Source organism: Paenibacillus sp. UNC217MF, from assembly GCF_000686865.1.
GTDB classification, from domain to species: domain Bacteria; phylum Bacillota; class Bacilli; order Paenibacillales; family Paenibacillaceae; genus Paenibacillus_B; species Paenibacillus_B suaedae.
Map to the genome: position 1 here is coordinate 169,783 of NZ_KK366029.1, position 19,391 is coordinate 189,173.

Below are 19,391 nucleotides of genomic sequence, written 5' to 3' on the forward strand. Positions count from 1 at the left end.
AAAATATGCGAAATTTTCTAATTTCTCATGATGTTGTAAATAAGTGAAGGAGGTCATGTCGATGGATTCCATTCCCGATCATCTTGCCCCGCATCTGCGTATTGTGTTCGTTGGTTTCAATCCAAGCTTGAGATCAGGGGCAACCGGGCATCATTATGCGAATCCACGCAATCGATTCTGGCAGATCATTTATCGAGCAGGTCTGACTCCGAGGTTGTTCCGGGCAGAGGAAGATGGCGATCTGATTGAATTAGGCTATGGATTTACGAATATTGTTGCCCGTCCGACTCGAGCGGCTGCGGAGATAACGGCAGAGGAGTATGCGGAAGGGCGCCAGCAGCTTCGTCAGAAAATTGAGATGTATAAGCCGAGGGCTGTATGCTTTGTCGGTAAGGGTGTGTATGAGAAGTACAGTGGGCGTACGGGCATCAATTGGGGTGTACAGGCAGATCCGGTTGTAGAGGGCGTATATGAGTTCGTCGCCCCTTCCTCCAGTGGACTTGTCCGTATGAAGCTGGACGAGATTGTAAGCATCTATGCAAGAATAACAGAGGCACTTGATCCCGGCGGCGAATGATGAAGAATGGGCTTATATTTGATGCAGGGGACTAACAGGGAGTAAAAGCGAGCATTATTACAAGCGAACCGTTCTGTTTCATGAAGATGATGCTTCTTGCGGTCAGATGCGGCAGGAAGAGGGAACACCACATTTTTCTAACAGGAGTCTACTCCTTATACTTAAATAGGCTTAAATTGTGCACGTACAACAAGCGAGGAGTGACTTCTGTTTGAGTTACGAACAAATGTTAGATAGACGAAATGAACTGTTAAAGCGGAATATCCAGCAATACATTGCACAGGACAATCAGCACGGACTGAATTCACAAGAGCAATACTTGATGAATCATATGATTAAGGAGCTTCATCAGAACATGCATGATCTGCATGCTAGCCATAAATAAGGCAGTATGTAGGACTGTTGATGATATACGGGAATCGGGAAGAGAGCGTCTGCGTGAGCAGATGCTTTTTTTTTTGTGCAGGTTACGTACGGTTGAGGGGGTTGTCTGCTGCTTGAATCCGATTCAGCTCTGTGGTAGACTACTGTCACAAAATAAGTAGTCGGCTAAATAAATGGATGGGAGTTTATAAGCAATGGAAGATACGTATTTAGATTCGTTAGAGGTGTTGCTGTCACAGGTTGTGCGGGCATACAACAATGAAATGATGAAGAAGGTGCAGGATGTGGGCATCCATCCTGGGCAGCTGCCAATGCTGTTTCTGCTTAGTGATCAAGATGGGCGGAGCCAGAAGGAATTAGTGGAGAAGGCGAAGATTAAGCCAGCAACGGTTACGGTGATGCTGAATCGTCTGGAGAAAGCGGGGCTCATCGAACGCCGTGCGGATGAGGAGGACTTGCGGGTTTCCCGCGTATATTTGCTGCCAAGAGGCAAGGATGCCGTAGGGCATGTGCAGGAGGCCGTGAAGGAAGTGGAACAGCAATGCTTCCAAGGATTCCGCGAGGAGGAGAAAATCCTGCTGCGTCGTTTCTTGCTGCATATGCATCACAATCTGTCTGCTCATGATGAAGAGAGGGTAGGCGAATAGAATAGCAGCCGCTGTTTGCTGTTAAAGGGTTTCTGCAATAAGGCTACGAGCCGTCCCCTCCTGCGGTTTGTATCATTAGTTGCCAAACTAACGTGAAAGGTGCGCTGTATTCATGAAACAGTTATTTGCTTATATCTTGCCTTATCGAAAAGCGGCTTTATGCGCGATGCTCCTCATGCTCGTTGAGGTCATATGTGATCTGATGCAGCCGACGCTAATGTCCCATATTGTAGATTATGGTGTAGTGAATCGGGATATGGGATATATCGCAAGAACAGGGCTCATGATGGTCGGCATCGCCTTTGTCGGTATTGCGGGTGGAATGGGATGCGTTTATTTTGCGAGTATTGCTTCACAGCATGTTGGCGCAGATATCCGCTTAGCCATGTTCAAGAACATTCAGACCTTTTCCTTCGACAAGTTGGATCAATTCCATACTTCCTCTCTGATTACGCGCTTAACGAATGATGTCGTACAGGTGCAGAACGTCGTGCTGATGATGCTGCGCATGATGACTCGCTTTCCGCTATTGTTCATGGGTGGGATCGCGATGGCGTTCGCGCTGAACGCGCAGATGGCTCTTATATTCGTTGTAACGGTTCCTTTGTTGTTCGGGGCACTTATTCTTATTTTCCGCAAAGGTATTCCTCTATTCAAAAACGTCCAAACCAAACTCGATCGATTAAATGGTGTAGTGCGCGAAAATTTAGCAGGCATCCGTGTTATTAAAGCGTTTGTTCGTTCTTCGTATGAGCAGGAACGATTTGAAAAGAGGAACGCTGACTTGTCAGAAGTAACGGTGAAGGCTACTCGAATTATGGCGCTTATGATGCCTGTTATGATGCTGGTTATGAATTTCAGTATTGTAGCTGTTCTATGGTTCGGTGGAATCAAGGTGGACGGCGGCAGTATGCAGGTGGGAGAAGTCATCGCCTTTACGAACTATATGATGCAAATTCTGTTCGCGCTTATGATGGTGGGGATGATGCTTATGATGCTGTCTCGGGCTAAGGTGTCTGCAGACAGAATATCTGAAGTGCTGAATACACAGACGGATATTTCAGATATCGCTGCTGTTCGTAACGTTGGACTGGAAGTGGAGCATGGGTCAGAGCATGCAATGGAACATCTAACAGAACATGAATCAGAACTAGCAACGGATTCAGCGGAGCACACCACAGCTTATCCTAAGGCACATGGTCAGCTTGTCTTCGATCAAGTTTCTTTCAGCTATACAGGTGGAGGAGGGCAGCCTGTCCTGAAGCGGATTTCTTTCACGGCGATGCCAGGGGAACGGATTGCGATTCTTGGCTCCACCGGTGCAGGCAAATCAACACTGGTGAACTTAATTCCACGATTTTATGATGTAACAGAAGGGCATATTCTGCTGGGTGAGACAGATATTCGAAATATCCCACTGCGCAAGCTGCGGCAGCGGGTTGGTATGGTGCTTCAGGAATCGATCCTGTTCTCCGGGACAATTCGGGATAATATTCGCTGGGGGAATGCAGCAGCTTCCGATCAGGAAGTGCAGGCAGCTGCTGAAGCTGCACAAGCGGCTGAGTTCATTCAGAAGCTGCCAGAAGGTTACGACACGATGATTGGACAACGAGGCGTCAATCTGTCCGGTGGGCAAAAGCAACGCCTGTCCATTGCGCGAGCGTTGTTGAAGCGGCCGTCCATACTTATTCTGGATGACAGTACAAGTGCAGTGGATACAGGTACGGAGGCTCGCATGCAGAAGGCGTTTCGAGAGCAGTTGGAGGGCACGACCTGCCTTATAGTAGCCCAGCGAATCAGTTCCGTGCTGGACGCGGATCGCATCATGGTGCTCGATGATGGATATGTGGTTGGCATAGGTACCCATGCAGAGCTGCTGGATAGCTGTGAAGTGTATCAGGATATTTATCGTTCCCAAGTCGGAGAGGAGGCGGTCTAGCGTGTCAGAGCAGAATTCCCGTATAGGACGGGAGCAAGAACGCAGTTCCGCTGACCATTCTGTCAAAATGATGGGTCACAAAGGGCCTGGATCAGGGGGCATGCACCTTATGGGCCCTCCTAAGAAGGCTAAGCAATCCAAGGCGACTATCATTCGACTGTGGCAGTATTTGCGTGCGGAACGCATACCGCTGCTGGGAGTCTTCCTGCTTGTCGTCGCCAGCTCCGTGTGTGCACTGATTGGTCCTTATTTGATCGGCAAGTCTATTGACAGTCTAGGCATCGACTTAGGGACAACCGACTTCGCCTTGCTCGGATCACTTGTGTCTTGGCTGCTTATTGTGTATGCCCTAGGTGCATTAGCCTCATGGATGCACACATATATGATGGCAAGCATCTCGCAGCGAACCGTTCAGGCGATTCGCAAGGATGTGTTCGTCAAGGTGCAGACACTTCCGCTCAAGTTCTTTGATGAGCGGCCGCGCGGAGATGTGATGAGTCGCCTGACCAATGATGTCGAGAATATCAACAACTCTCTGTCACAGAGTACGATTCAGATTTTCACCAGTGTCATAACGGTAACTGGTGCTATCGGCATGATGATCGCACTAAGTCCTGTACTGACATTGATTAGCTTAATTGTCGTACCGCTGGGGCTGTTTGTGACCCGCAGCATAGCGAAGCGAACGCGTCGATTTTTTACGGATCAACAGCGTGAACTGGGAGAATTGAATGGATATATTGAAGAGATGATTTCAGGTCAGCGGGTCATCAAGGCATTTGGCCGCGAGGAAGAAGCAATTGCAGCGTTTGAGAAGAAGAATATTCAGCTGAGACATGTGGGTATCCACGCACAAGCCTTCTCTGGCTTCGTTCCTCCCCTTATGAATGCAATTAACAATATTAGCTTCGCATTAGTTGCGGCGGTTGGTGGCTATATGGCAGTTCAAGGCGTCATTACGATTGGAATTATTACAGCATTTCTCAATTATTCGAAGCAGTTTGCCCGCCCGATTAACGAATTGGCGAATCAGTATAACATGCTGCAGGCGGCGATTGCTGGCGCAGAGCGTATTTTTGAGATCATGGATGAACAGCCGGAGTATGCTGATCAGCAGACGATATTGCCATTAGAAGGCATGAAGGGGGAAGTCGTCTTCCAAGATGTATCCTTCGGATATAAGCAGGATGTGCCGGTGTTGAAGGAGGTTGTGCTAACTGCACGACCCGGTCAGACAATTGCACTTGTTGGTCCAACCGGGTCTGGGAAGACAACGGTCGTAAACTTGCTCATGCGCTTCTATGATGTTGATCAAGGCTCAATCCTTATTGATGGGCAAGATATTAGAGACATGGACAAGGAGGAGCTGCGTACCTCGATTGGCATGGTGCTGCAGGATACCTATTTGTTTGCCGGAACGGTTAGGGACAATATTCGTTATGGAAGATTAGAGGCAACGGATGAAGAGGTGGAGCAGGCCGCCAAACTTGCCAATGCACATTCATTTATCGTGCGCCTACCTGATGGATATGACGCTGTGCTGACGGAGGACGGAAGCAACCTGAGTCAAGGGCAGCGTCAGCTGCTGACGATTGCACGGGCTATCTTGGCGAACCCAGCTATTCTCATATTGGATGAAGCGACGAGCAGTATTGATACGAGAACAGAGATGCATATTCAGAAGGCGCTTCAGACCTTGATGAAGGGACGTACGAGCTTCGTTATCGCTCATCGGTTAAGCACGATTCGAGAGGCAGATCAAATTCTCGTTATCGAGCAAGGTCGTATTATTGAGCGTGGAACCCATGCAGAATTGCTGAAGCGGGAAGGGTTCTACTATCGATTGTATATGAACCCCCTTATTCAAGAAGTATCCTGATGCCCGTAATATCGAATGGGTGACATAAAATGGAAACTAAAGTGAATTATAATAGAAGGTTTAGTAAATACAGTACAGATAGTCAAGATAGCTTAATCATTTGGGAGGGCTTCCTGATCCATCCAGGAGGCTCTTATTTGTGTACATATATATGGAAAATCGATTCGCCTATCTTCGGTAGCAGGTTGATCGAGGGCTCTAAGGATGATACGATCATACTTCCGAATCCATGCGAGGTGTGCATAATGAGCAAGGTTCAAGATAAAGAAGAGGTGAGAAAGGTATGTTTACACATAGATTTGCACCCTATCAATATACAGGGTGGGGATCAGCAGCCCAACTGCTGTCCGAAGTGGAGCGTCACGCACCGAAGCGGATATTGTGCGTGACGAGCAAGTCGGTATTTCGCAACGGTACGGTGGAGCGTGTACTTCAGCCGCTTCGTGAGGCAAGCTATGATATTGATATCTATACGGATACGATGCCGGAGCCGCCGCTTGCGGCAGGAGAGGCACTCGTTCGCTATACACGTGAAGGCAAGTTCGATCTTGTCATTGGCTTAGGTGGGGGAAGTGCGCTGGATTTGGCTAAGCTTGCGGCAGTTCTATCGCAGCATGAGGGAGCAGTTGCGGATTACTTGAATTTGAGCGGGACTCGTCCATTATCTGTACGCGGCCTGCCGAAGATTCTAATCCCGACGACATCAGGCACAGGCTCGGAAGTAACGGATATATCCGTGCTGTCATTGGAGACAACCAAGGACGTTGTTGCTCATGATTACTTGCTGGCTGATGCGGCGATTATTGATCCAGAACTGACCGTGAGTGTACCACCGAGAGTCACTGCAGCGTCGGGCATGGATGCATTAACCCATGCAATAGAGGCTTATGTATCTGTACATGCAAGTCCGACAACGGATGGGGTGGCGCTGCATGCAATTCGCTTAATTAGCCGTTCGCTCGTTCGGGCAGTGAAGGATGGAACGAACAAGGAAGCACGGACTGAAATGAGCTATGGCAGCTATTTGGCTGGCCTCGCCTTCTTCAACGCGGGCGTGGGTGGTGTTCATGCGCTTGCTTATCCGCTCGGCGGACAATTCCATTTATCGCATGGCGAGTCCAATGCAGTTCTGCTGCCGTATGTGATGAATTATATTCGTGGTGCCTGTATGACGCGGCTTCGCCATATCGCAGAGGCAATGGGCGCGGATGTTCGTGAATTGTCCGATGCAGAGGCGTCCTGCCTTGCCATTGAGCGGATGAAGCAGTTGATCGAAGAAACGGGAATCCCGCAGACGTTGGATGCCTTCGAGATTCCTCGTGACGCACTGGAGTCACTTGTGCAGGATGGCATACAACAGAGGCGGCTTCTTGCACGCAGTCCGCTGCTGCTAACAGAAGATGATATTCGTCGTGTGTACCTGTCTGCCTTCGAAGGTGTGCTGGCCGAGGCGGCACCGCTTCAGCAGAGTCATGATTCGTAGGTAATTCATATTGGAATTTATAGGGTCTGCTTGTGAAGCTCACGCATATTGCGGGGGCTGCGCAAGCAGGCCTTTTTGCGATGTGCTTTTGCGATGCACTTTTGTCATGTACTTTTGCTGCCTTTATTTCCGTTGTGAGGAACGTACATGTACGCAACAGGCTGGACGTGTATAATAAAGATGATATGTTTACCAGGAATGGACACTAACTATTCTCAAGGTGGAACACGACCGGATACAGGGGGAGAGGGCATGACGATGAAGCGAATCGTAGATGTTGCAGCGCAATTGGGCATTCCGCAAGAAGATGTAGAGCAGTACGGGAAGTATAAGGCCAAGCTTGGACAGGATGTATGGAATCGCGTAGCCGATCGGCCGAACGGGAAGCTCATTCTCGTAACAGCAATGAATCCGACACCGGCTGGTGAAGGGAAGACATTGACGACGATTGGATTGACCCAAGGTCTGAATCGAGTTGGACATAAGGCAGTTGCGGCATTGCGGGAGCCTTCACTTGGCCCTTGTATGGGAATGAAGGGTGGCGCCACGGGAAGCGGCAAGGCGCAGCTCGTGCCGGCTGAGGATATTAACTTGCATTTTACCGGTGACATTCACGCGGTGTCATCTGCACATAGTGTGCTTGCGGCATTATTAGACAACCATATCCATCAAGGGAATGCTCTGCGAATACACCCTTCCCGAATCATATGGAAGCGGGCGGTCGATATGAATGATCGTGCCCTTAGAAGTATTGTCGTTGGTCTTGGAGATGGCAATGGAGTTGTTCGTGAGGATGGATTCATGATTACGACTGCCTCAGAAGTTATGGCGGTTCTATGCCTGGCGGAAGATATGGATGATCTTCGCAGTCGCCTAGGACGCATTGTAGTGGCATTCAACGAAGAGGATGAGCCAGTTACCGCTGCGGACTTGAATGCAGTTGAAGCGATGTGTGCATTGCTGAAGGATGCCATTCATCCGAATCTGGTGCAGACAGGCGAAGGGGATCCAGTGTTGGTTCATGGCGGCCCATTTGCGAATATTGCGCACGGCTGCAGCAGTGTTCGTGCTACTCGCCTTGCGTTGAAGCTAGCGGATTATGTAGTGACGGAAGCGGGTTTCGGCGCTGATCTTGGTGCGGAGAAATTCATGGATATTAAGTGCCGCCAGACAGGCTTGTTCCCGTCGGCAGCCGTGCTTGTTGTTACGGTGAAGGCAATGAAATATAACGGTGGCGTATCCAAGCAGGAGCTGGCCGCTGAAAATGTGGAAGCGGTTCGTGCTGGCTTCGTGAACGTACAGCGTCATATTGAAAATATAAAGCAGTTCGGCGTGCCTCTGGTTGTCGCTGTGAATCGATTTGCGACAGATTCGCCTGCCGAGCTGGATGCGGTTATCGAATTGTGTACACAATCGGGAGTGCGCGCGATCCTGTCTGAGGCATGGGAGAATGGTGGCGAAGGATGCCGCGCATTGGCGCAGTATGTTGCCGAATTGGCCGATTCCTCTGATGCTGAATCGCAATTCCAGCTGCTGTACCCGGATGAGTATACCATTGAGGAGAAGATAGAAGCCGTCGTTACGCGTATATATCGCGGTGCGGGTGTGTATTATCAGCCTGCGGCGAAGCGTGCTCTGCGCAAGCTGGAGCAGCTTGGAGCAAGCCGCCTGCCTGTATGCATGGCGAAGACGCCTTATTCCTTCTCCGATCGAGCAGGCCTGCTTGGTGCACCAGAGGCGTTCACTGTTGAAGTGAAGGATGTTCGCTTATCTGCTGGAGCTGGATTTGTCGTGGTGCACACGGGGCAAGTGCTTACGATGCCGGGAATGCCGGCACGGCCTGTTGCTGAGCGCATCCATGTGGACGCAAATGGGTCTATTTCGGGATTGAGCTAGGTTGGATGGGAACGAACCTTCGAATGTTCTCCTCTATCCATAGGAGAAGGTAGTTGGAGATAATTATTGTAGGAATCGTATTGAGCTCCCTTTCGTGAAGGGATATGATGGGGATAGGTTCAAGAAAGGGATGAACGTATATGGCGATAGCTGAGATTACTGTAATTCCAGTCGGCACAGGCTCTACAAGCTTGAGCAGTTACGTGGCGGGAATGCAGAAGGCGCTGGAGAGTGTTGAGGGCATCACCTATGAGCTAACTGCGATGGGAACCATTATTGAGGGGCCATTGGATCGATTGCTCGCAGCGGTGCAGGCACTTCATGAAAGTCCATTCGAGGCAGGAGCACAGCGTGTGTCAACTGTGTTAAAAATCGATGACCGCAGAGACAAGCCATCCTCGGTTGCTCAGAAACTGCAGTCCGTACGAGAGAAGCTGCAGGACTGATAGGCAAATCGTTCAAATAGAGATAAGAACAACACCCGGTAGGTAAGCGGATTTCGCTTCTATACCGGGTGTTTGTGTGTAGATGGGAATGGAGCTTTCTTGTTCTTGTTATTGCTCCTCGCTCTCTACCATGTGCAGTACATTAACGGTCTCTTTTGCATCAGTAGCAATGTCTGTAATGATACCGTCAGCTCCAAGGGTATAGAATCGCTCTACACTCTCTGTATCATTGACCGTCCAGACGTAAATGGGCTTGCCGCTCATTTTCGCTGAGCGAATGAGTCTTGGTCGGGCAAATGATTCTTCGACAACGAAGAAATCTGCTTCGAAGCGATTAAGCGGAGCAAAGGTGGCGAATATGACATACCCGACCGTCAGATCCGGTGCTGCCTTCTTCACCTTCTGAACCAGTTCGTAATCTAGGCTTTGCACAATAATTTGTTGTTCTGCCTTATGTTTGCGTATCGTGTTGACAAAGGTAGAGACCAAGTTCGTCTCATGACCATGTGTCTTGAGTTCCACGTTGAGCTTGATTTTCCCTTTCGTTCGCTCGAGTACCTCGTCGAGGGAAGGCACGAAGTCACGGAACTCCCCTGCGCGCAGCGGAATTTGCTGCAACTGAGCGAGTGTAAGATCGAACACATTCACATTTTTTCCGGATAACCGCTTCAAGTTCTCATCATGGATAACTGCCAGCTTGCCATCCTTCGTCTGAAGAATGTCAAGCTCGATATAGTCAGCCCCTGTTCGAATGGCGCCTTCGAAAGCGCCCATTGTATTTTCCACACCGGCAGTCACATCGCCGCGATGAGCCATGATGATGAATTTATCATTAGCCTCTCCCCAATCGGTCAATAAGGTCGTTGCCCCCCAGCCGATGGCGATAAGAATAAGAAGTCCGAATGTCGCCAGTGCAGGGCGGTAACGCCGCACAAGTGAACGCTGCATATCGCGACCTTCCCAGACAGTGGCATCGACTCCGTCTGTATCCAGGTTCACCTGGTCTTGGCCTTGATAACGCACATAGAGCAGTGTAATGACGGTAATGAACAATGGTGTCATAACTAGCGTTGCAATATACAGGCCTAGGCTGAGTGTGATGCCGAGCGTAATAGCTATGGCAGCCCCCTCGCTATCTACATCAGGAAGCAGAAGCCCCACTAGGATGAGAATACAGATCAGGAGAATGAATAGGAGTAAGAAGATAATGACCCATTCAATCACGGCTCTAACTAATGACCACTTGCTGCGCCAGAACAATCGGCCGCTCTCGCGGACAGCATTCCAGAAATGATTCTTGCCTTCCAATACCATAATCGGCAGGGCATAAATGCAAATCAAATTGAGAATGAGAACGACCAGCGCGACAATGACTAGGACGATGGTTCCGATACTTGTCTTCATTAACTCACCGGTAATAAAGTTCGGTATCGCAACACTTGGCAGCAGTGATCCTCCAATACCAGCATCAAGAAGTGGGAACAACAGCAGCAAATAAAGAGCCAGACCGAATATCCCGATGCGCCATAAGCCTGGCAAGCGAGAGATGGCTTTGAACAACACAGGCCTAATTCGTGCGCGCTTCTTTTGAATACCGTAATAGGCAATATAGACGAGAGCAGCAAATTCCGTGTAAATGAGCATCATGGCAATGGGGGCCATGAGCAGCAGGCTGATCAGGCCGTATCTGCTGAACACGAAGCGGAGCAGATCGTGATTCGCGGCCGCATTGAAGCCCCCGACATCTAGTATTTTGTTGAAAAGTATCGATAGAAGCGGGATGAATACGCCAATCGTCAGTAGTTTGTAAACCAATTCAAATAGAAGAAAAGGACGGTGAGCATATTTCCACACCCCTATAATATCCCTTGTCATTCGAAAAGGAATGAATCGAGAACGGCGCTTATTGGTACGCTTAGCATTCATGATTTATGTTTTCCTTTTATGTCAGTATCGTGATACACGTTACATTATAGACCATGATCCCGTTCTTACCAACAATACGGCTAGATGGGGAGTGCTGACAGTTAGAAAATATAGTTGATAGTGTATGTGTAATGAATATACACAATTCATGAAAATGGAGTTTTTATGTGTCCAATATACAGAATCAGCCCTCCCGTGCTTCCGGCTGGAAGTGGAGAGGGCTGAACTTATGTTGAAGGGTGAGGATATATTTGACCTTTAGCGCTTGGAATGGCTTATACCCAGCCTCTTGCACGCATAGCTTCAGTAACGCGTTGAAGTGAAATCATAAAGGCTGCTGTACGAAGATCTGTAGCGTATTCTTTTGCCAGATCACGAACGGCATTATACGATTTCACCATGTTCACTTGGAGCTTCTCCAGAACTTCTTCTTCGCTCCAGTAGTAGTTCATCAGGTTTTGTACCCACTCGAAGTAAGATACGGTAACACCGCCGGCATTTGCCAAAATGTCAGGAATAACAATCGTTCCGTTCTTGTTCAGGATTGCGTCCGCTTCAGGAGTTGTTGGTCCGTTTGCTGCTTCCGCAATGATGCGTGCTTTAACGCGTGGAGCGTTCTCCTGTGTAATGACATTTTCCAATGCTGCCGGGATCAAGATATCTACATCCAGCTCAAGCAGCTGCTCGTTACTGATATGGTAGCTTGCGCCGTAATCGAGGATCGTTGCTTCGTCCTTCAACTGCTCTACACGATCCAGATCAAGACCGTTTGCATCATAGATACCGCCACGGGAATCGCTGACTGCCACTACTGTTGCACCGAGGTCTGTGAGCAGGCGAGCTGCAATACGTCCAGCATTACCGAAGCCTTGAACGGCTACCTTTGCGTTCTCCATCGGAAGTTTAATGTCTTCCAATGCAGATTGGATTGCATATACGCAACCTTGAGCAGTCGCCGCGTTCCGTCCAAGGGAACCACCGATGATGATTGGCTTGCCTGTAATAACGCCTGGCGAGTTGTGTCCACGCAAGCGGCTGTATGTGTCCATCATCCAACCCATAATTTGAGGTGTTGTATATACGTCTGGAGCTGGAATATCGCGCTCTGGTCCTACGATGTCGGCAATTGCCTCCATGAATGCGCGGCTGAGACGCTCAAGCTCGCCTTTGCTGAGTGTGCGTGGGTCAACGATAACGCCGCCCTTGCCGCCGCCGTATGGCAAGCCAACAACACCGCACTTGAATGTCATCCACATGGAGAGTGCTTTAACTTCGTCAAGTGTTACATCCGGATGGAAGCGAATGCCGCCCTTTGTTGGTCCTACTGCATCGTTATGCTGCGAGCGATAGCCTTCGAAGATACGAATAGAGCCGTCGTCCATTCGAACTGGGAAGTTTACGGAAAGAACACGCTTTGGTCTCTTCAGTAATTCGGTGACATGCTCGGGCAATTGCAATTTAGCTGCAGCTGCATCAATTTGCTTCTTAACGATTTCGTATGGGTTAAGTACTTCTGTTTGTTCGCGTTGTATGGTTTCCATGGGATTACACCTAACCTCTCTGCAATATAGGAACACTTTTCACACATTATACTGACAATGTGCGCTTTTTGAAATACGATTTGTCGCAAAAACGCCCACATCCGTAAAAGAAGATTTTACACAGGGTGATAAATTTTATTACATTAATATAATCTTTTATGGCCATAAAACCTTTTTATAGAAAAATTTTAACAATTCGAAGTGGCTGGTATGTATTTCAAGAGAGGACATTTTTCGCGCTCTATACGGGCGTATTTCAAATAAATATGATAATAACTAGGGGATTGTGCTTGGGGTGTCATCGGAAAATGTCTATATGAAGAGGACAAGCTATAAGGTGCTTAAAAGTTACGTTGGTTAATTAAACCATATTCTGATGGGTTCGATCTGCCAAAAAGGGATTGGATAATGGAAATGGTACAAATTTGTGATTGTTCGTCTTTTGGATAAATTACGTGGTTCCGGATAAAAAAGGAGGTGCCTGCTCGTCTGATTATTTCCGATCCGACGAAGAGACACCCCATAAATGTATAAAAAAAGAGGATAGAGACCTAAGGTTTACGCATTACGATACATGTTCAGTAGTAGGAAACGAGCCAATGTACTTGGCATCGGGACGGTAGATGACATTGTCTTTTGCCTGTTCGATCATATGGGAGGTCCAGCCGACGGTACGGCTTGCCGAGAAGGTTGGTGTGAACAACTCACTAGGCAATCCAATTGCACGCATAATGGCAGCTGCATAAAATTCGACGTTCGCATACAGCTTGCGCCCAGGCTTATATTCAGCGAGTAGTCGTACAGCAGTATCCTCGACGAGCTGAGCCAAATCGAGCCAATGGTCACTTTCCTCCATCTGCGCAATGCGGATTTTCAATGCTTCTGCTCTTGGATCGCGTGTCCGATATATACGATGTCCGAAGCCCATTAACAGACTACGATTCTCCAACTGTTCACGCAGCCAGTCTTCCGCTCGATCAGCCGTACCGATCGCCTCCAGCATTTCCGTTACACCTGAAGGAGCACCGCCATGAAGCTGCCCCTTCATCGCCCCAAGCGCCCCCGTCAAAGCGGAAACCATATCCGACTCTGTGGATGTGATAACGCGAGCGGTGAAGGTGGAAGCGTTCAGTCCATGCTCCATGGTAAGGATCATGTACGTTTCCAACGCGCTGGCATGGATATCGGTCGGAACCTCACCTGTCAGCAAATATAGATAATGGGCTGCATGGCCTAGAGATTCGTTACTCGGTATCGAGTCCCATATAGGCAGCCCTTGCTGCTTGCGATACAAGTTCGCGATGATAGCAGGCATCATCGCCGTTAACGCCATCGCTTGTTCGATGTGTGGAGCCCCTTCGTATACAGTCGTTCCTAGTACAGAGACTGCGGTGCGCAGCTGGCTCATCAAGTTCATGTCTGAAGGAAGCTGGTTCAAGCAATGGATGACAGGCTCAGGCAGCTGTCTGCAGCGCACCCAGGCCGCTGTGAAGGATTGCAATTCTGCTGAGCTCGGCAACGTGCCGTACCAGAGTAGGTAAGCGACTTCCTCGAAGGAATGCCGAATGGCAAGTTCTTTAGCATCATATCCGCGATAAAGCAATATACCGGCATTGCCGTCAATGAAGCTCAATTCGGTTTCTGCTGCAACAACACCTTTTAACCCCTTGTCAACCATCATTTCCCTCCTCCTTTAATATGTATTATTATATACATGGTGTTTGATTAAAAATATTGAAACGTTTTTATTGATTTAATAGGGAATCATAATCAATAAGGAGCCGATGACGATGGATTTGAAATGGATACAAACATTTGTGCACGCTGCTGCGCATGAGAATTTCCGTCGCACTTCGGAGGAATTGTTCATTTCGCAGCCGACGGTAACGATCCAGATCAAGCAGTTGGAGCAATACTTGGGCTCGCCTTTATTTAAACGAGTAGGACGAAGAGTAGAATTGACCGAGGAAGGACGGCGATTCCTTCCGCACGCGAAACATCTGTTGTCCGTCCACGAGGAAGGCCTGCAGGAGCTGCATCGCTTCAAGCAGGGCTATACCCGAAGATTGAATCTGGCGGTATCGCCGCTTGTAGCGGCATATCTCATCCCACATGTCTTGAATCGCTATGTGCATGCTAATCCTGATGTAGAGGTTCAAGTTCAGGTGTTGGAATCGAAGCAAATTGCCGATGCGGTGCTGCAGGATCAGGTGGATCTAGGGTTATCTCGAATGTGGGCAAGTGATGCGCGGCTCACCTGTGATATATTGGGGGAGGACGAGGTGGTGCTTGTTGCGCCGCATGATGGGCATGATGCAGAGACTGCTTCTCCGCTCCAGCTCGGAGATTTGCTGGCGAATCATATGCTGCTCACTTATAATCATCCTGAATATTGGGAGCCGCTTGTGCAGGAGCTGCAGACGAGGTATCGATACATTCGCACAATGCTTGTTACCCAAGTTCATGTAACGAAGCGGTTCATTGAAGAAGGGCTTGGCATTTCGTTCTTGCCTGAGATTACGATTCGCCGTGAACGTACGGAAGGAAGATTGCTTCAGGTGGATTGCTCGGAATTGATGCTGCCTACCGCAAGAACGTATGCGGTTATGAAGCACAATGTTACTGAAGGGCAGCGTTTTCTGGAATTTTTCCGTGGATTCATGTAAACAGGAGAGCAGGCTGCTAGTGATTGCCGTTGAACCGGGACGGTATTTAACGGTATGCTAGTGCCAACAATGTTGATAGTGGAAGCAGGAGGGTAATGGGTGTGACAAATATATTAATTGTCGACGATGATAAAGAGATCGCTGGCTTAATCGATATTTACTTGAAAAATGAAGGATATTGCACGCATAAGGCATACGATGGTGTGGAAGCATTGGACATCCTTCAGCATGAACCTATCGAACTGGTCATTCTCGATGTGATGATGCCGAGACTGGATGGGCTTGCGGTATGCCGCAAAATTCGGGAGAACCAAGCGACGCCAGTTATGATGCTGAGCGCAAAGTCGGAAGATATGGATAAGATCATGGGCCTTATGACAGGTGCGGATGATTATATGACGAAGCCGTTCAATCCATTGGAGCTGGTAGCACGTGTGAAATCACTGCTCCGCCGTGCTTACTTATTGAACTCGCAGCTTCAGTCTCAAGCGCAGCCTGTGGATGTCATTCGCATTCAAACGATGGATATTAATAAGTCGACCCATTCGGTGAAGGTGGATGGACAAGCAGTACATTTAACGAGTGTGGAATTCGATATTCTCTACTTAATGGCGAGCAACCCAGGAAGAGTATTCAGTGCGGAAGAGCTGTACGAACGAGTATGGAAAGAGAACTTCAATGGATCGCACAATACGGTGGCGGTTCATATCAGCAAGCTGCGGGACAAGCTGGAATCAAGCGGTGGCAAACTCATTCAGACCGTATGGGGAGTAGGGTATAAGATTGAAGACACCATGGTATAGCAGCCTTCGATGGAAGATGCTGTTCACCTTCGTGCTGAGCATTATATTGGCATTAATAACAGCCTACCTCATGCTCGGTCTTGCTCTGTTTATGTACAGTTACTTGCAAATTGATCTGCTTAATGTCTTGTTTCGGGCATTGGAGCGAATGTTTGGAGTTGTTGTACCGCTCATTGTCGTTGGGTTGGCGCTGTTCGTCGGTATCTATTTTTTACTGAATCGCAAATTAATCAAAAGTATGGAGCAAATTACAGCAACGGTTCAGCGTATGGCGGATGGCAATCTGGATGCCCGCTGCACCGTCTCCACGGACGATGAAATCGGCAGGCTTGCGGATAACATTAATCGTATGGCCGAACAAATTAAGCTGTCGCTGGAAGAGGAGCGCCTTGCCGAACGTACCAAAAATGAACTGGTTACAAGCGTATCACATGATCTTCGCACACCGCTTACCTCCATCATGGGCTACTTAGGGTTGGTTGAGCAGGATCGATATAGGGATGAAGTAGAGCTGCGGCATTATACGAATATTGCTTATGAGAAGGCTCAGCGCCTGAACGTCATGATTAACGATTTGTTCGAATATACCCGCATGAATGGCGGGATGACGCTGCATACGAAGCCGCTCAATATTGTGGAAATGGCAGGTCAGCTGTGTGTACACTATCGTTATCCGATGGAGCAGGAGGGACTGACCATCTCGATGCACAGCGATGAGGATCAGTACTGGATCGAGGCGGATCCAGATAAGCTGGTGCGTGTATTCGACAACCTGCTTACCAATGCGATGCGCTATGCGCCGCGTGGATCTGCAGTAGGAATATTCCTCCGCAAGCGGGGGACTCGAATTATGATCTCTGTGCACAACAGCGGTGAGCCTATACCGGCTCATGATCTGCCGCATATTTTTGATCGATTTTACCGTGTGGAGAAATCAAGATCGGAGCATTCGGGTGGTTCTGGGCTAGGTCTTGCGATATCCAAGACGATTGTAGAGCTGCATGGGGGAACAATTGAAGCGATAAGCAATCAGGAAGGCACTTACTTTGTCGTTGAGATTCCAAGTTGTTCGGTACCCCTAGAGGGGCCGTCTGATAGGATGACCTGATATTGATATGTGCTGACGAGATAGGCCTAGCTGGAACGAATACTGCACATTACGCAGCACGAACCGGTAATGTGCAGTATTACGCCCTATGTATCCCAAATTCTGTATGTTACATAACATACTTAGTTTAAACGATGCAATTTCGATTTGACTGCTGCAAAAATGAAAATAGTAATCCCATTCTTAATTTCTTTTTCTTGTAGTATGTTCCAATATTTTTGTAATTACATCTTTACTAGTTGCTCTTGCTGTTACAGATGTTTCTTTCTTAACAACTTCAAGATTAATTATGAGCAATTAAAGCGCTGCGCGAGTTGTGTGTAACATTAACTTACTCGAATTTCAGCGCCATTATGTACTAGACATACGAAAATTGCCACTCATTTTCGTCAACAGAAGTGAGTGGCGACAGGATAATTTCCATAAAGTAGAATAATTCTATTTTTTATTCTTAAAAACAGTAAAAGCAATAATATCCATCAAGATAAGATTTCCTATTATTGTAATATCAAATGGGCGATTCTTATTTGAAATAATCAAGTATCCCATTGAAACAACAGCTAATGCAAGTATAAATAATGCACTAAGCAAATTAGGTCTTTTTGAGCGTTTAAAAATCAGTAGAATAACTCCTACAGCAATAAGCGCGTAAAATAGGAGTAGCATAGTAACACTTAGAAACGGCAACCAAGTTGTTGAACAAAGGGATCACTCCTAAAAAAGTGTTACCTTAATTATAGATAATTTTAGTACGGTTTGTTACGGTTGACTGTTACTTCATAGTACTGAAGTCGTAACAGTGTATATTTGATGTGACACCTGACACTGTACAAAAGTATTGGCTAAGATCCACTACATACTTCACAAAATGACCAATCCCCTTATTTCGCTATTATCCATGTTCACATATAAGTGGATTCTCCTTGAAAATCTTAAAAAGTAATGTAGTGTCGCCGAATATTTCACTCCGGTTTCCAGTTTCCAGTTGATAGGGGTCAGATTAATCTCGCCATTTTCAAGCAAATAATTATTATACAAATAGTTCCACAATGAATGATCCTCAATCTCAATCTTCGACATATATTGTTCTATCACAGTTGGATCAATTTCAAAAATTTTAATATTAAATTTGAATGGAGCCATTTTAAAATGTTCTTCTGTTTTAACCTTATGACTAGTTTGGTAGAAATCTTTTATCATGGGATGTAGTTTTTGCTCTTCGAAAATTAATCTATTATAATGTTTGATCGATGCTGATTTCATATCACTGTATCGGATGGAATCCACAACATTGTTTTTGTATATGATCGTTATCTGGTTGAAATGAATGCTGACATGTTGTTTGAAGTATTTGTAATCTTCAGAAGAAGATATTATTAATTCAAATGATCTTTCAGATGAATTATTAAGTACAAATGGAACCACTATCCATTGGCTAAGTAAACTAGTATCAAATTGAAAAGGTGTGCTATTATTGCATTCTATTTTTTCGATTCTGTAAATTTCTTCTTTTTCAGGTCTAAATTCTTTAATACTATTATCTTTCACAATTGGTTTAAGCCAATCCACTTCACTCACCTCAGTCATAAAATAGAAGGAAGAGTGGCTCACTCTTCCTTCTGTTTTTATACTTTTTATGAATTATTTAATAGCAACTGTTGCTGAAATTACAGGTGCAATTGCATATATTGCTTCTCTCCCTGCTACAGAACCGTATTTGGTTACTTTGAATTTTCCGGAACTATAGAGTTTATGTTCGAATTGATCCCTATATGTTTTTTGATTTCCGCCAAGTGGATTTTTAGAAAACTGATCTGATCCCCATTGTAAATCATCTTCATCATGAATCTCGAATTCAATGTAGACAGCTTGTATATAGTCTTTTAATAATGTTACGTCCCAATTACACAAAATCGTTTGTGCTCCACCGTCTTGTTTGGAAATTCCCATTCTCATCAAGCTGCATCAATTGAAAGTCTTGTATGTACAGTTCCTCGTAACCTGATGAATTAGCCTCTGCTGAAACAGGAATTGCTACAGTAAACATCAAAAGCAAAGAGAAAAATAACGACAATACTTTCTTCACTGGGACTACC

The 19,391-nt window shown here is 47.0% G+C and carries 17 protein-coding genes; 11 read left to right on the top strand and 6 right to left on the bottom strand.

Annotated features, from left to right (window positions below; translation table 11 throughout):
- Nucleotides 1-61 precede the first annotated feature (61 nt).
- From mug to BP95_RS0125115, 8 genes are all read left to right on the top strand, one after another.
- Complete coding sequence (gene mug, locus BP95_RS0125080) at nucleotides 62-577, top strand: G/U mismatch-specific DNA glycosylase (protein ID WP_021255724.1); 516 nt, start codon at nucleotides 62-64, stop codon at nucleotides 575-577.
- 211 nt (nucleotides 578-788) lie between these two features.
- Entirely contained in the window at nucleotides 789-962 is a 174-nt protein-coding gene (locus BP95_RS33350) for a hypothetical protein (RefSeq protein ID WP_005543625.1), read from the top strand.
- Nucleotides 963-1,155: 193 nt separating this feature from the next.
- Nucleotides 1,156-1,608, top strand: coding sequence for a MarR family winged helix-turn-helix transcriptional regulator (locus BP95_RS0125090; protein ID WP_021255725.1), 453 nt, complete (start codon nucleotides 1,156-1,158; stop codon nucleotides 1,606-1,608).
- A gap of 112 nt (nucleotides 1,609-1,720) precedes the next feature.
- On the top strand, nucleotides 1,721-3,547 hold the full coding sequence (locus BP95_RS0125095; protein ID WP_021255726.1) for an ABC transporter ATP-binding protein: 1,827 nt from the start codon (nucleotides 1,721-1,723) through the stop codon (nucleotides 3,545-3,547).
- A 67-nt stretch (nucleotides 3,548-3,614) separates the two neighbouring features.
- On the top strand, nucleotides 3,615-5,426 hold the full coding sequence (locus BP95_RS0125100) for an ABC transporter ATP-binding protein (protein ID WP_414813112.1): 1,812 nt from the start codon (nucleotides 3,615-3,617) through the stop codon (nucleotides 5,424-5,426).
- Between the two features lie 283 nt (nucleotides 5,427-5,709).
- The gene (locus BP95_RS0125105) at nucleotides 5,710-6,909 is read left to right on the top strand and encodes an iron-containing alcohol dehydrogenase (protein ID WP_028533508.1); all 1,200 of its coding nucleotides are present in this window, start codon (nucleotides 5,710-5,712) and stop codon (nucleotides 6,907-6,909) included.
- 258 nt (nucleotides 6,910-7,167) lie between these two features.
- Nucleotides 7,168-8,805, top strand: a complete 1,638-nt coding sequence (locus BP95_RS0125110; protein WP_028533509.1) for a formate--tetrahydrofolate ligase — start codon at nucleotides 7,168-7,170, stop codon at nucleotides 8,803-8,805.
- 140 nt (nucleotides 8,806-8,945) lie between these two features.
- On the top strand, nucleotides 8,946-9,251 hold the full coding sequence (locus BP95_RS0125115) for an MTH1187 family thiamine-binding protein (protein WP_021255730.1): 306 nt from the start codon (nucleotides 8,946-8,948) through the stop codon (nucleotides 9,249-9,251).
- Nucleotides 9,252-9,359: 108 nt separating this feature from the next.
- Here BP95_RS0125115 and BP95_RS0125120 read toward each other — a convergent pair whose 3' ends face one another.
- From BP95_RS0125120 to BP95_RS0125135, 3 genes are all read right to left on the bottom strand, one after another.
- Entirely contained in the window at nucleotides 9,360-11,177 is a 1,818-nt protein-coding gene (locus BP95_RS0125120; protein WP_021255731.1) for a glycerophosphodiester phosphodiesterase, read from the bottom strand.
- A gap of 275 nt (nucleotides 11,178-11,452) precedes the next feature.
- Nucleotides 11,453-12,718 (bottom strand): Glu/Leu/Phe/Val family dehydrogenase, encoded by a 1,266-nt coding sequence (locus tag BP95_RS0125130; protein ID WP_021255732.1) that lies wholly within the window; start codon nucleotides 12,716-12,718, stop codon nucleotides 11,453-11,455.
- 565 nt (nucleotides 12,719-13,283) lie between these two features.
- Nucleotides 13,284-14,396, bottom strand: a complete 1,113-nt coding sequence (locus BP95_RS0125135; protein WP_021255733.1) for a citrate synthase/methylcitrate synthase — start codon at nucleotides 14,394-14,396, stop codon at nucleotides 13,284-13,286.
- A 112-nt stretch (nucleotides 14,397-14,508) separates the two neighbouring features.
- Here BP95_RS0125135 and BP95_RS0125140 point away from each other — a divergent pair, with 112 nt between their 5' ends.
- The 3 genes from BP95_RS0125140 to BP95_RS0125150 all read left to right on the top strand — a co-directional run bounded on the left by BP95_RS0125140 (nucleotide 14,509) and on the right by BP95_RS0125150 (nucleotide 17,295).
- Entirely contained in the window at nucleotides 14,509-15,384 is an 876-nt protein-coding gene (locus BP95_RS0125140; RefSeq protein ID WP_021255734.1) for a LysR family transcriptional regulator, read from the top strand.
- A 95-nt stretch (nucleotides 15,385-15,479) separates the two neighbouring features.
- Nucleotides 15,480-16,187: a response regulator transcription factor gene (locus BP95_RS0125145; RefSeq protein ID WP_036667607.1), complete on the top strand. Its 708-nt coding sequence runs from the start codon at nucleotides 15,480-15,482 to the stop codon at nucleotides 16,185-16,187.
- A complete protein-coding gene (locus BP95_RS0125150) occupies nucleotides 16,168-17,295 on the top strand; it encodes a sensor histidine kinase (RefSeq protein ID WP_028533511.1) in 1,128 nt (375 codons plus the stop codon). The genes BP95_RS0125145 and BP95_RS0125150 overlap by 20 nt, the downstream gene beginning before the upstream one ends.
- 861 nt (nucleotides 17,296-18,156) lie before the next feature.
- Here BP95_RS0125150 and BP95_RS0125160 read toward each other — a convergent pair.
- The 3 genes from BP95_RS0125160 to BP95_RS33635 form a co-directional block, all read right to left on the bottom strand.
- Entirely contained in the window at nucleotides 18,157-18,864 is a 708-nt protein-coding gene (locus BP95_RS0125160; RefSeq protein ID WP_155987353.1) for a hypothetical protein, read from the bottom strand.
- A gap of 72 nt (nucleotides 18,865-18,936) precedes the next feature.
- Nucleotides 18,937-19,245, bottom strand: coding sequence for a hypothetical protein (locus BP95_RS0125165; RefSeq protein ID WP_197035316.1), 309 nt, complete (start codon nucleotides 19,243-19,245; stop codon nucleotides 18,937-18,939).
- Nucleotides 19,199-19,381: a hypothetical protein gene (locus tag BP95_RS33635; RefSeq protein WP_028533514.1), complete on the bottom strand. Its 183-nt coding sequence runs from the start codon at nucleotides 19,379-19,381 to the stop codon at nucleotides 19,199-19,201. The genes BP95_RS0125165 and BP95_RS33635 overlap by 47 nt, the downstream gene beginning before the upstream one ends.
- Between the last annotated feature and the right edge of the window lie 10 nt (nucleotides 19,382-19,391).

What these genes read in the sequence shown, in the direction of transcription:
- BP95_RS0125105 (WP_028533508.1), top strand. Translation starts at nt 5,710, where the DNA reads ATGTTTACACATAGATTTGCACCCTATCAATATACAGGGTGGGGATCA.
- BP95_RS0125120 (WP_021255731.1), bottom strand. Translation starts at nt 11,177, where the DNA reads ATGAATGCTAAGCGTACCAATAAGCGCCGTTCTCGATTCATTCCTTTT.
- BP95_RS0125140 (WP_021255734.1), top strand. Translation starts at nt 14,509, where the DNA reads ATGGATTTGAAATGGATACAAACATTTGTGCACGCTGCTGCGCATGAG.
- BP95_RS0125165 (WP_197035316.1), bottom strand. Translation starts at nt 19,245, where the DNA reads ATGGGAATTTCCAAACAAGACGGTGGAGCACAAACGATTTTGTGTAAT.
- BP95_RS0125115 (WP_021255730.1), top strand. Translation starts at nt 8,946, where the DNA reads ATGGCGATAGCTGAGATTACTGTAATTCCAGTCGGCACAGGCTCTACA.
- BP95_RS0125145 (WP_036667607.1), top strand. Translation starts at nt 15,480, where the DNA reads ATGGGTGTGACAAATATATTAATTGTCGACGATGATAAAGAGATCGCT.
- BP95_RS0125090 (WP_021255725.1), top strand. Translation starts at nt 1,156, where the DNA reads ATGGAAGATACGTATTTAGATTCGTTAGAGGTGTTGCTGTCACAGGTT.
- BP95_RS0125130 (WP_021255732.1), bottom strand. Translation starts at nt 12,718, where the DNA reads ATGGAAACCATACAACGCGAACAAACAGAAGTACTTAACCCATACGAA.
- BP95_RS0125110 (WP_028533509.1), top strand. Translation starts at nt 7,168, where the DNA reads ATGAAGCGAATCGTAGATGTTGCAGCGCAATTGGGCATTCCGCAAGAA.
- mug (WP_021255724.1), top strand. Translation starts at nt 62, where the DNA reads ATGGATTCCATTCCCGATCATCTTGCCCCGCATCTGCGTATTGTGTTC.
- BP95_RS0125095 (WP_021255726.1), top strand. Translation starts at nt 1,721, where the DNA reads ATGAAACAGTTATTTGCTTATATCTTGCCTTATCGAAAAGCGGCTTTA.
- BP95_RS0125135 (WP_021255733.1), bottom strand. Translation starts at nt 14,396, where the DNA reads ATGGTTGACAAGGGGTTAAAAGGTGTTGTTGCAGCAGAAACCGAATTG.
- BP95_RS0125100 (WP_414813112.1), top strand. Translation starts at nt 3,615, where the DNA reads ATGATGGGTCACAAAGGGCCTGGATCAGGGGGCATGCACCTTATGGGC.